At 65.0% G+C, this 12018-nt stretch carries 9 protein-coding genes; 2 read left to right on the top strand and 7 right to left on the bottom strand.

Going from position 1 to position 12018, the window contains the following annotated elements; genetic code table 11:
- Nucleotides 1-25: 25 nt before the first annotated feature.
- Genes guaA through AC5RTB_RS06470 form a run of 3 tightly spaced genes read right to left on the bottom strand, consistent with a single transcriptional unit; the run spans nucleotide 26 to nucleotide 2937 of the window.
- On the bottom strand, nucleotides 26-1612 hold the full coding sequence (guaA, locus tag AC5RTB_RS06480; RefSeq protein ID WP_494060235.1) for a glutamine-hydrolyzing GMP synthase: 1587 nt from the start codon (nucleotides 1610-1612) through the stop codon (nucleotides 26-28).
- 45 nt (nucleotides 1613-1657) lie between these two features.
- Nucleotides 1658-2122, bottom strand: a complete 465-nt coding sequence (locus tag AC5RTB_RS06475) for a DUF3817 domain-containing protein (RefSeq protein ID WP_494060234.1) — start codon at nucleotides 2120-2122, stop codon at nucleotides 1658-1660.
- Complete coding sequence (locus tag AC5RTB_RS06470) at nucleotides 2119-2937, bottom strand: SURF1 family protein (protein ID WP_494060233.1); 819 nt, start codon at nucleotides 2935-2937, stop codon at nucleotides 2119-2121. Before AC5RTB_RS06470 ends, AC5RTB_RS06475 begins: the two co-directional genes overlap by 4 nt.
- Nucleotides 2938-3065: 128 nt before the next feature.
- Here AC5RTB_RS06470 and AC5RTB_RS06465 point away from each other — a divergent pair, with 128 nt between their 5' ends.
- Nucleotides 3066-4784 carry an ABC transporter transmembrane domain-containing protein gene (locus tag AC5RTB_RS06465; RefSeq protein ID WP_494060232.1) on the top strand — a complete coding sequence of 573 codons (1719 nt, stop codon included), beginning with the start codon at nucleotides 3066-3068 and terminating at the stop codon, nucleotides 4782-4784.
- A complete protein-coding gene (locus tag AC5RTB_RS06460; RefSeq protein WP_494060231.1) occupies nucleotides 4777-6564 on the top strand; it encodes an ABC transporter ATP-binding protein in 1788 nt (595 codons plus the stop codon). The genes AC5RTB_RS06465 and AC5RTB_RS06460 overlap by 8 nt, the downstream gene beginning before the upstream one ends.
- 16 nt (nucleotides 6565-6580) lie before the next feature.
- Here AC5RTB_RS06460 and AC5RTB_RS06455 read toward each other — a convergent pair whose 3' ends face one another.
- The 4 genes from AC5RTB_RS06455 to AC5RTB_RS06440 form a co-directional block, all read right to left on the bottom strand.
- Nucleotides 6581-7066, bottom strand: a complete 486-nt coding sequence (locus tag AC5RTB_RS06455) for a PTS sugar transporter subunit IIA (RefSeq protein ID WP_494060230.1) — start codon at nucleotides 7064-7066, stop codon at nucleotides 6581-6583.
- Nucleotides 7067-7152: 86 nt separating this feature from the next.
- Nucleotides 7153-8877 carry a glycerol-3-phosphate dehydrogenase/oxidase gene (locus AC5RTB_RS06450; RefSeq protein ID WP_494060229.1) on the bottom strand — a complete coding sequence of 575 codons (1725 nt, stop codon included), beginning with the start codon at nucleotides 8875-8877 and terminating at the stop codon, nucleotides 7153-7155.
- 51 nt (nucleotides 8878-8928) lie between these two features.
- Entirely contained in the window at nucleotides 8929-10068 is a 1140-nt protein-coding gene (locus AC5RTB_RS06445; protein WP_494060228.1) for a GuaB3 family IMP dehydrogenase-related protein, read from the bottom strand.
- Nucleotides 10069-10126: 58 nt separating this feature from the next.
- Nucleotides 10127-11980 carry an ABC transporter ATP-binding protein gene (locus tag AC5RTB_RS06440; protein WP_494060227.1) on the bottom strand — a complete coding sequence of 618 codons (1854 nt, stop codon included), beginning with the start codon at nucleotides 11978-11980 and terminating at the stop codon, nucleotides 10127-10129.
- Between the last annotated feature and the right edge of the window lie 38 nt (nucleotides 11981-12018).

Genomic DNA, 12018 nt, shown 5'->3' with positions numbered 1-12018 from the left:
CCGGCGCTGAGCATCGGCGGAGGAGTCACTCCCACTCGATGGTGCCCGGCGGCTTGCTCGTCACGTCGAGGACCACGCGGTTGACGCCGTCGACCTCGTTGGTGATCCGGTTGGAGATGCGGGCGAGGAGATCATACGGAAGCCGTGACCAGTCCGCGGTCATGGCATCTTCGCTTGATACCGGGCGGAGCACGATGGGGTGCCCGTAGGTGCGCTCGTCTCCCTGTACGCCGACGCTTCGTACATCGGCCAGCAGGACCACCGGCATCTGCCATACCTCGTTATCGAGGCCCGCGGCCGTGAGCTCTGCCCGGGCGATTGCGTCTGCCTTGCGGAGCAGCTCGAGGCGCTCCTGGTTCACGGAGCCGACAATGCGGATACCGAGGCCCGGACCCGGGAAGGGCTGGCGTCCGACGATCTCGGCCGGGAGGCCGAGCTGGGCACCGACGGCACGCACCTCATCCTTGAACAGCGTGCGCAGGGGCTCTACGAGCTCAAACTGCAGGTCTTCCGGGAGCCCGCCGACATTGTGGTGGCTCTTGATATTGGCTGCACCCTCGCCACCACCGGATTCGACGACGTCGGGGTAGAGCGTGCCCTGCACGAGGAAGCGGATCTTCTCTCCGTGGGCTTCGGCCTCAGCGATGATGGCGCGCTCGGCCTCCTCGAATGCGCGGATGAACTCGCGTCCGATGATCTTGCGCTTGGTCTCCGGGTCTTCGACACCCTCAAGTGCCTCGAGGAACCGCTTCTGCTCATTCGCGACGTACAGGTTGACGCCGGTAGCGGCAACGAAGTCCCGCTCCACCTGTTCCGCTTCGCCCTCGCGGAGCAGTCCGTGGTCGACGAACACGCAGGTGAGCTGGTCACCGACCGCCCGCTGGACGAGGGCCGCGGCGACGGCGGAGTCCACGCCGCCGGAAAGACCGCAGATTACCCGGGCGTCTCCCACCTGCTGGCGGATGCGCTCAACCTGTTCCTCGACGATGTCGCCGGTAGTCCAGTTGGGGTTCAGGCGCGCACCCTTGAACAGGAAGTTCTCCAGGACCTGCTGGCCGTGCGCCGAGTGCTTGACCTCGGGGTGCCACTGCACCCCGTAGAGCTGCTTGCCTTCGTTTGCGAATGCTGCGACCGGGGCTCCCGCTGTGCTGGCGAGGACCTCAAAGCCGTCCGGTGCCGCCTGCACTGAATCGCCATGGCTCATCCAGGCATTCTGGTGGTCAGGGGTTCCCTCAAGAATCGACCGCGCACCGTTGGAAACAGCGACGTCGGTGGAACCGTATTCGCGCAGTCCCGTCTTCGCGACCGTACCGCCGAGCGCGGAAGCCATCGCCTGGAAGCCGTAGCAGATACCGAGGACCGGGACACCGGCGTCGAACAGTTGAGGATCCACGCGCGGAGCGTCATCGGCGTACACGCTGGACGGACCGCCGGAGAGGATGATAGCCACAGGATTGCGTGCCAGCAGCTCCTCGGTGCTGATCGTGTGCGGCACGATCTCGGAGTAGACGTCCGCTTCCCGAACGCGGCGGGCAATCAGCTGGGCGTACTGGGCGCCGTAATCGACGACAAGTACAGGCTGGTGTTCAGTTGCAGAAGCGGGGGTAGTCACGCATCAACAATAGTGGTAGTAGGGGTAAGGCTGCACATTATGCAGTCAGTACCTTGTCTTCGCCTCGGGGTGGGCGGCCAGCTCCTCTTCCACCCGGCGGTGAACGCGCTTCTCAACAATGAATGAAAGGAGGGGCACAACACCCCCGAGTGCGATGATCACAAACTGGGAGAACGGCCACCGCATGAACTGCCAGAGCCGGAAATCGGCGATGAGGTACACCACGTAAAGCCAGCCGTGGACGATGAGAACGGCCGTGGACAGATTGAAGCCGCCCGCGCTGTCGGCCTGGGCTTCCTCGACGAGGCCGATCGCTCCGGCCGACCCGCCGGCGATGATCTCCGCACCGAAGCCGTACTTCGCAACCATCTCCACCACAACGAGCAGCAGCATAACGCCGGTTGCGTAGGCCAGCACCTTGTAGAAGCTGAGCGCTGACCGGATCTGGGCATGCGTTCCGCCGAAGCGTCGTTTGCGGGCTGGGTTCTTGGTGGGTGCGCGTTCGGTCACGTTCTTACCTCGTCGGTGGTCGGTTCGTTGGAGCTGTGTTCGCCATGTTCGTCGTGTTCGATCTGTTCGTCTTCGAGCGTGCGGCGGTGGTCGTCAGCAACGAGCCGCCACCACAGGAAGAAGGCGAAGCCGGCGAAGACGAACCATTCCACGGCGTAGAAGATGTTGAGCCAGTTCACCGGCGTTTCCTGCGGCTGCGGATCAATACGAACCGCTTCCAGGGGCGCCTCAGGCGGGACGGCGCTGCCGTCCAGCACAGTTTCGAAGGACACGACGAACCCGGAGTACACCGCTGGGACATCCCAGATGTTGATCAGTTGGGCAACGGACAGCGTGGGGACCTGGCCGGGAACCGGTCGTTGAACTTCTGGAGCTTCAGTCGGGAGCAACCGGCCCTCGACCACCGCCGTGCCGACGCGCTCAGGAATTTCCGAGGCGGATTCAGCGTCAGGCACCCAACCATGGACTACGGGGATGACAGCCAAAGGCTCCCCCGATTCAGCGACCTCGAAAGCGGAGGCCACCCACAGTCCGTCGCGGTCCTCCTGCAGCCGGGTCTCCACCAGGACCCGGGTGTCCGGCAGGAAGCGACCCTCCATCCGGACCATCTGGTCAGCGACTCCGGCAGTCATGGGAATGCCCGGCTGGAACACCTCGGTGAGGGGCTGAACCTGCTCGGTGGTGCTTGGAGGCGGCGGAGCGGCATCCTGCGAACGCGAAAACTGCCACTGACTCAAGAGGACGAAAAACGCGGCAATAGCCATCGCGAGGATCAGGGAAAGAATCCATCGCGGCTTGAGCGCGGTTTTCAACACTTCTTAACGGTACTTGGTGCTGGTTGACGGGAACGAATCTCGGGCCTCGGAAGGAGATCGAGATCACACAAAATAGTGATTGGGAATCATCTATCACTTCGGAGGATTAAGGACTACGATTGTTTCTCGTGCGCTCGTACCCTTACCCCGATCCAGGTCCGCCCGACCTTCGGTCGCCGGCCCGCTATCTGTTGTGGCTGGCGGCCCGTCAGAAGGGCACTCTGGCTGCCGCCGTGGTGCTGGAAACGCTCCTCATGGTGGCGCAGGCGGTTGTCCCCTTCGCGCTGGGGCGTGCCATCGACGAGGGCATCATCGGACGCAGCTGGGATGCCCTGCTCTGGTGGGTCGGCATCCTGGTTGTGCTCACGGTCAGCCAGGCCTTCGCCGGCATGCTTGCGCACCGCGCGGCCATCAGCAACTGGATGCAGGCTGCCTTCAAGTCGATCCGCCTCGTGGGTTACAAGATCACCCGCACAGGTGACGCGCTGCCCCAGAAACTTTCCACCGGCGAGGTTGTATCAACGGCCGCATCGGACGCGACCCGACTCGGCGAGATCTTCTATGTCGCTGCCCGGCTTGCAGGCGCGCTGGTTTCCTGGCTCGTCGTGTGTGCGCTCATCGCGCTGAGTTCAGTCACCCTGGCGATCGTTGTGCTGATCGGTGTGCCCGTGTGCTGCGCCCTGCTCCTGTTCGTGGTGCGTCCGCTGCAGGCACGGCAGCGCGAACAGCGTGAAGCCTCCGGAAAAATGACCGCCGTCGGCGCCGACACTGTTGCCGGTCTGCGCGTGCTGCGTGGTATCGGCGGCGAGCACATCTTCGTCAACCGGTACCGTGAGCGGTCAACGGAAACCCGCGACGCCGGAATCAAGGTTGCGCGCTCCCTTGCAACCCTGGAGGCCTCGCAGGTGTTCATCGCAGGTGCATTCAGTGTGGTGTTCACCTGGGTGGGGGCAACGCTGGTGCTGAGCGGCGAGATCGAACCCGGCCAGCTGGTCGCCCTGTTCGGTTACTCCGTGTTCCTCATGACCCCCATCAGGAGTGCTGCGGATGGCGTTTCACACTCGATCCGCGCGCTCGTTGGTGCCCGGAAGATCATCAACGTGCTGTCCGTTGACGCGAACATCACCGACAACGCCACCGCCCCTGCCCCCTCGGCGCCCGCTCCCCTCGTGGACACCTCAAGTGGTGTGGCGCTGACGCCGGGCGGCCTCACCGCGCTCGTCTCAGCCGATCCTGCTTCTTCGGCCGACCTTGCCACCCGGCTGGGCCGGTTCGACGACGCTGTGCTTAGGGAGGCGGTGGTCAGGTGGGGTGCAGCCGCACTGCACGAGGTTCCCCTCGAAGAAGTCCGACGCCGGATCGTAGTGAGCGAAGCCAATCCGCAGCTGTTCACCGGTACCCTGCGCAGCCAGCTCGATCCTCACGGGCGGCACAGCGACACGGGAATTCTTGCTGCACTCGAAGCCGCGAGCGCCCTGGACATCCTGGACGGTCTTGAGGCCGGCCTCGACTCCGAGGTGACTGAACGGGGCCGCGGCTTTTCCGGCGGACAGCGCCAGCGCCTGGTGCTTGCGCGGGCTCTGCTGGCCGACGCCGAGACGCTCGTGCTGATCGAACCGACCAGCGCTGTCGACGCGCATACCGAGTCCAGAATCGCCCAGCGGTTGGGAGGCGTGCGGCGCACCGAAGGCAGAACCACCGTCGTCGTAACTGCCAGCCCATTGATGCTCGGCGTCATGGACCGTGTGGTCTTCCTCGAGGATGGCCGTCTCCGAGCGGAAGGAACACACCAGGAACTGATGTCGACTGTCCCTGCCTACCGGAATGTGGTGATCCGCAGTGAGTGATACGCAAGTGCTTGAGCAGGCAACGGGCCCGGGTGTGCCCGCACCGGGCAAGCTGCCGGTCGCTGACGCGCGAGCTGTGAAGGCGGAGTCACTGCGGCTCATCCGCCGGCACCGGGGCGGGCTTACCTGGGTGGTGTTGCTCTACGTCGGCTCAGCTGCCGCGGGGCTGGTGGGACCGTTCATCCTGGGCGAGGTCGTCGATGCGGTCATCGCGGGCACAACCTCGGGGTTCATCGCCGGGATGTCGCTGTTGATGCTGGGGTTCCTGGTGGTGCAGGCCCTCCTGCGCAAGTTCGCCGTCCGGGCCGGCATGGTCTTTGGCGAGACGGTATTTGCGGAGCTGCGGGAGGACTTCATGGCCCAGGTCACCTCGCTGCCGCTGTCCACGGTGGAGAAGGCCGGCACTGGCGACCTGGTTTCCCGAACGACCAACGACGTCGACTCCGTGTCCCACACTGTCCGGTTCGGTGTTCCGCAGGTGGTGGTGTCGGTGGTGACCATCATCATCACGCTGGCTGCCGCGATCCTCACCTCTCCGGTGCTCTCGCTTGCCCTTCTGGTGGGCCTTCCGCTGCTCTACCCGGCGACGCGCTGGTACCTCAAGCGCAGCTCCGCAGGGTACAAAACGGAACGGGAAAGCTACGCGGTGGTCAACGGATCAATCACCGAAACCATCGAGGGTGCCCGGACCGTTGACGCACTCGGACTGGGCGCACTGCGCCGGGAGCGGGTGGACGAATCGTTAGCCGGCAGTTTTGCTGCAGAGCGGTACACTCTGTGGCTGCGGTCGGTGCTCTTTCCGGCGGCGGACACTGCCTTCTGGCTTCCGGTGGCCGGGGTGCTGCTGTGGGGCGGATTCCTTGCTTCCACGGATACGGTGACCCCGGGCGCAGTGGCGACGGTGGCACTGTTCGCCGTCCGTCTGATCGATCCGGTCGACCTGCTCATCATGTGGACGGACGAGATCCAGGTGGGTGCGGCGTCCCTGGCTCGGATCATCGGGATCAAGAACGTTCCCGGCGACCGCACCGCAACAGACGAGCAGCCCGCATCCGACGACATCACCGTCTCCGGCGCCCGGTACGCCTACCGGCCGGGCCACGATGTGCTGCACGGAGTGGACCTTCAGCTGCGCCGCGGAGAACGTCTGGCGATGGTCGGCCCGTCCGGTGCGGGGAAGTCGACGCTCGGGCGGCTCATTGCGGGCATTCACCCGCCCACCGGCGGCTCCGTCACGGTGGGCGGTGTGCCTCTGGTGGACCGGCCGCTGGATGCCCTGCGCCGCGAGGTTGCCCTGGTGACCCAGGAGCACCACGTTTTCGTGGGCTCCCTCGCCGACAACATCCGGCTCGGGAAGGCTGACGCAACGGGGCCGGAGCTCGAACAGGCACTGAACGACGTCGGCGCCCTGGCCTGGGCGCGCGCACTGCCGGAGGGGCTCGACACGGAGGTTGGCTCGGGTGCGTACGAGTTGACGCCCGCCCAGGCACAGGAGGTTGCCCTCGCACGACTGGTCCTGGCCGATCCGCACACGCTGGTGCTCGACGAGGCAACGTCACTGATCGATCCGCAGGCAGCACGGGACCTTGAACGGTCCCTCAGTGCCGTGCTTGAGGGCCGAACCGTGGTGGCGATCGCTCACCGCCTGCACACAGCGCACGACGCCGACCGCGTGGCAGTGGTGGAAAACGGCAACATCACCGAGCTGGGCTCCCACGACGAACTGCTTGCGCTCGGCGGCTCGTATGCGTCACTGTGGCGGTCCTGGCGGACGGAGTAGGTGCGCAGGCCCGCCGCTAGTGGTCGAAGAACACCAGCGATGAGTTGATGAGCTCACTGATCACTTCGGCGTCATGCGCCCTGCGGAGCGATTCGCGGAAGTTCTCCTTGAACAGGGAGCGGGCGAGCGTGGCGAGCACCTCAAGGTGCTCGGAGAAGGACGCCGCCGGAGTCGCAATCAACAGCACCAGGGTTGCCGGGCCGTCCAGCGCGCCGAAGTTCAGGCTGTGCCCGAACCGCGTGACGCCCACGGCGATGGACGTCTGCTCGACGTACTCGCTCCTGGCGTGGGGCAGACCTACGCCGCCGGGCAGGCCGGTAGCCATCTGGTGCTCACGGGAATTGACCTGGGCGAGGAAGCCCTCGAGGTCTGTGATCCGCCCGCATTCGTGCAGGCGGGCAGCCAACTGGGCAGCGGCGTCGGCCTTGTCCTCAGCCACCATGTCGAGGATCACCATCTGCGGTGTGGTCAGTTCGGCATCATGCAGGTCGAGGGGTGTCACAACCGGCCTCTCACGGGAATCTTGGGAACTGGCGTCAGGACGAGCGCTCCGGACGCCAGTGCCTGACCGGCGCCGCGATGCGGGTACTAGCTTAGCGGCACGATGTCTTCGACTCCCATGCGCGCACTGTCCGCAGACACGTCATCCGGCTGCTGCTGGCTGAGTCTTTCGGCCTCGACCCGCGCGAGGTAGTGCTTAACCTCACGGTCAACCTGGGCCTCGCTCCACTCAAGGTGCGGAGCCATCAGATCCGCCACCACGGGAGCCGCTGACACACCGCGGTCCCAGGACTCGATCGAGATACGGGTGCGGCGGGTCAGGACGTCATCGACATGGCGGGCATCCTCATAGGTGGCCGCGAAGACAACCTCGGCTCCCAGGTAGTCGTCGGCGCCGGGAAGCGGCTCCGCGAGCTCGGGGTTCTCGCGGATAAGTCCGAGCACAAGTTCCGCCTGGGTCCCGTACCGCTGAAGCAGATGTTCAACGCGGGCCACGTGGACCCCGTACTCTTCGGCCATGCGTGCACGCTTGTTCCATGCCGCCTTGTAGCCCTCGGCGCCCAGCAAGGGAACGGTCTCGGTGCAGCTGTCAGGTACCCGCTCATCGAGGGCGCGCGAGGCTTCATCCACCGCGTCCTTTGCCATGACCCGGTACGTGGTCCACTTGCCGCCGGCGACGACCACCAGGCCCGGGACAGGGTGCGCCACGACGTGTTCTCGCGAGAGTTTGGCCGTGGAGTCATTCTCCCCGGCGAGCAGCGGACGCAGGCCGGCGTAGACGCCTTCCACGTCTTCGCGTGTCAGTGGCCGCTTCAGGACGCGGTTGACGTGTTCGAGGATGTAGTCGATGTCCGACGACGACGCCGCCGGGTGCGCCTTGTCGAGGTCCCAGTCAGTGTCCGTGGTGCCGATGATCCAGTGGCGGCCCCACGGGATGACGAACAGGACGGATTTCTCGGTGCGCAGGATGAGTCCCACGGTGGACTGGAAACGGTCCCGAGGCACCACCAGGTGGATACCTTTCGAGGCCCGGACCTTCAACTGGCCGCGGTCGGTGACCATCGCCTGGGTTTCGTCAGTCCAGACGCCGGTCGCATTGACGATCTGCTTGGCGCGAATATTGAATTCCTCGCCGGTCTCCTGGTCCTTGACCCGGGCACCGACCACGCGCTCGCCCTCCCGCAGGAAGTCTTCGACGGAGACCCGGTTCGCCGCCTTGGCACCGTAGGAGGCAGCTGTGCGCATCATGTTGACGACGTAACGTGCGTCGTCGACTTGGGCGTCGTAGTAACGGATGGAGCCGACCATGGCGTCATCCTTCAGGCTCGGGGCAGCCCGGAGCGTTCCCCTGCGTGAGAGGTGCTTGTGCATGGGGACGCCGCGCGAGTTGCCGGAGGTCATGCCCATGGTGTCATACAGGAAGATTCCGGCGCCGACATACGGGCGCTCGATGAACCGCTTGCTCAGTGGGTACAGAAACGGCACCGGACGTACCAGGTGCGGTGCGATCCGCTGGATCAGCAATCCGCGCTCCTTCAGCGCTTCCTGGACCAGTGCGAAATCGAGCATCTCAAGATAGCGCAGGCCGCCGTGAATCAGCTTCGATGACCGTGATGATGTACCCGCCGCCCAGTCCCGCGCCTCGACGATTCCGACATCCAGGCCCCTCGTCACCGCGTCCAGAGCAGAACCGACGCCGACGACGCCGCCTCCCACGATCAGGATGTCCAGTTCCTTGCCGGGTTCGTTAGTGGACTTCAGGGCAGCAAGTGATTCTTCGCGCTGCTGGGGGCTGAGGGCGCCTTTATTCATGGCCGTTTATCCACCTTCGTTGTCGCGAATTGGTCACTCAACCTTAAGCAATCAGCCGTTGGAAAGGTAGGGCGAAAGCACTACCTCCACCCGCTGGAACTCCTTCAGGTCCGAGTAACCGGTGGTTGCCATGGCGCGGCGCAGCGCACCGATCATGTTCGAGGCTCCGTTGGTGTGATGTGAGGGCCCCCAGAGCACTTCCTCAAGCGGCCCCACCGTACCGACGTTCACCCGGTCACCGCGGGGAAGCTCGTTGTGGTGCGCTTCCTGCCCCCAGTGCCACCCCTTGCCAGGGGCTTCCTCGGCACGGGCAAGGGCCGAGCCCAGCATGACGGCGTCGGCTCCGACCGCAATGGCCTTCACGATGTCTCCGCTTGCGCCCATTCCGCCGTCGGCGATGACGTGGACGTAGCGCCCACCGGATTCGTCCAGGTAGTCGCGGCGGGCAGCCGCAACGTCCGAGACGGCCGAGGCCATCGGCGCGTGAATCCCGAGGGCGCGTCGCGTCGTCGTCGTCGCTCCCCCACCGAAGCCGACCAGGACGCCGGCCGCACCGGTGCGCATGAGGTGCAGCGCCGGTGTGTAGCCGGCGGCGCCGCCGACGATGACCGGGACGTCGAGCTCATAGATGAACTGCTTGAGGTTAAGGGGTTCCTCGTTCTTGGACACGTGTTCCGCAGAGACAGTGGTGCCGCGGATGATGAAGATGTCGACACCGGCGGCCAGGACCGTCTTGTAGAACTCCTGCGTGCGCTGCGGGGTCAGGGACCCCGCAACTGTGACGCCGGCGTCGCGCATTTCGGCCAGCCGGCTGGTGATCAGTTCAGCCTGGATCGGCGCCTCGTAGAGCTCCTGCATGCGTCGCGTGGCCGCGGGGCTGAAGTTCTCCGTGGAGAGGCCGGCGATCTCTTCGAGGACCGGCGTGGGATCCTCATAGCGGGTCCAGAGGCCCTCAAGGTTGAGCACGCCGAGGCCGCCCAGCTTGCCCATTGCGATCGCGGTGGAAGGGGACATGGCCGAGTCCATCGGGGCTGCGATGACCGGCATCTCAAACTGGTATGCGTCGATCTGCCACTGGACCGAGACGTCCCGTGGGTCGCGGGTGCGGCGGGACGGGACCACCGCAATGTCATCGAGGGAGTATGCCCTGCGTCCGCGCTTGCCTCGGCCGATCTCAATCTCATAAGTCACTGGTCTAGGTTATCCCAGCTGGAATCCCGCTCCTGTTTCGGTGAACGCCTGGACCGGCTCAGCCCACCGTGCCCGGCTTGTCCTCACCCACCAGCTGGCTTTCGAACATTCTGAAGTAGCGTCCGCGCAGTGCCACCAGCTCGGCGTGAGTCCCGGACTCGACGACGCGGCCGTCCTCGAGCATGTAGACGACGTCGGCTTTCTCGATGGTCGCCAGTCGATGGCTGATCACGATGATGGTGTGCTCGCGGTCGGCGAACAGACGCGTGAAGATGCGGTGTTCGGCGAGCGCATCTATTGCCGACGTTGGTTCATCCATCACGATGAATGATGCGTCCCGGTAGAAGTTCCGTGCCATCGCCAGGCGCTGCCACTGCCCGCCCGAGAGTCCGCTGCCCTTGCGCCCGCGTGGGTCTTCCATCCAATTGCTGACATGGTTCTCGAAGGCTCCCGGCAGCCGCTTGATGAACTCTTCCGCTTCAGCGTCGTGGGCTGCGCGCACAATGCGGGCGTCATCGCGGGGCTCGGAGACGTCGCCGAAGTAGATGTTGTTGGCTGCGGTCGCGAACTCATACTTCAGGAAGTCCTGGGACATGACTGCGACGTGCCGGTGCCAGGACGGGATTTCGATGTGGGCGAGGTTCTCCCCGTCCAGCAGGACGCGGCCCGCGCTCGGCTGATAGAGGCCGGCGAGAATCCGGATGAGCGTCGATTTGCCGGCACCGTTTTCCCCGACGATTGCGACGTGCTGTCCGATGCGGATGTCCATCGAGATCCCTCTGAGGACCTCGATGTCGCTTCCGGTATAGGTGAACCGGATGTCTTCAAGGCGCACGAACGACGGCGCCCGCTCCAGGCGCCGCTGGCCTTCGACGGCGACAGGATAACCCATGAACTCCTCGTAGTCCTTCAGGTTGGCGAGGTCCTCGTCGATGGAACTGAGCGAGGTGACGAGGCTGGTTGCCGTTCCCAGTGCGCGGCTGACGATCTGCTGCACGTAGAGGAACTGGCCCACCGGCTGCGCGCGGACGATGATCTGGCCGACCACCCAGATCAGCGCGATCACCTCGGCTCCGTATTGGAGCGCGTCGGCGACCAGCTGCCTGGGAATGTACTTGCGCTGGAATTCGAGGCGGCGTTTCTCATCAGCGTCGCGGAGCCGGGACCGCAGGTCCATCAGGTAGCCCACAATGCCGTAAAGCCGCATTTCCGCGATGTGCTGCGGGCGCATGAGATTCGTTTCGATCATCCGCCGCTGCCGCCGGGAATCAACCTGGGTGTTCCAGTGGGCCATCTGCTCCCGCGAGAGCCGGAACTGCAGATACACGCTGGGCACTATGGCCACCAGCACGATCAGCGCGATCCACCAGCTGACCAGTACCAGTGCGCCGATGGCGAGCACCACCGAGACGAGCTGCGTGAAGATAGCCGCGATGCGGTCCAACACCCGTGAGTAGGAGTCGGAGAACCTGCGGGCGCGGTCGTAGAGGTCGACGGTCTCCTTATCGTCATACCGCCAGAACTCAAGCGCGAGGAACCGCTCATACATCAGGTCCCCCACGATCGCCCCGACGCGGAAGCTCAACACCTGCTGGATATAGCGGTCGACGCCGTTGAACCCGCCCCACAGCAGGCCGAGGACCGCTGTGATCACCACATACACGATGGCCTGCCCACCGGCATCAGGGTCACCGGCGTACGCTTCGGCAAGCGCCGTCGTCGTGAGCGCAGCGAAGTAGGTGGTGACCAGCGGCAGGACAGCAGAGATGAGCGAGCCAACCACTTTCATGGCGACGCCGCCCGGCGACGCCTTGATGCTGACCTTCAGCACCTGCGCCACCGCACGGGCGTATGGTCTCAGGGCAAGCCGTGGACGAGCCGGCCGCGGTGGGCGCAGGGACTCGTCGCTCATCGGCTCTGTCCGGCTATTTGGCGTGCTACCTGGACCTT

The organism is Arthrobacter sp. M71 S08 (genome assembly GCF_059089725.1).
The sequence above is the reverse complement of the archived record's forward strand: the minus strand, read 5'-3'. Positions and strand labels throughout refer to the sequence as shown.

Bases quoted from the DNA above. Each gene is read 5' to 3' on its own strand.
- AC5RTB_RS06450 (WP_494060229.1), bottom strand. From the start codon at position 8,877: ATGAATAAAGGCGCCCTCAGCCCCCAGCAGCGCGAAGAATCACTTGCT.
- AC5RTB_RS06440 (WP_494060227.1), bottom strand. From the start codon at position 11,980: ATGAGCGACGAGTCCCTGCGCCCACCGCGGCCGGCTCGTCCACGGCTT.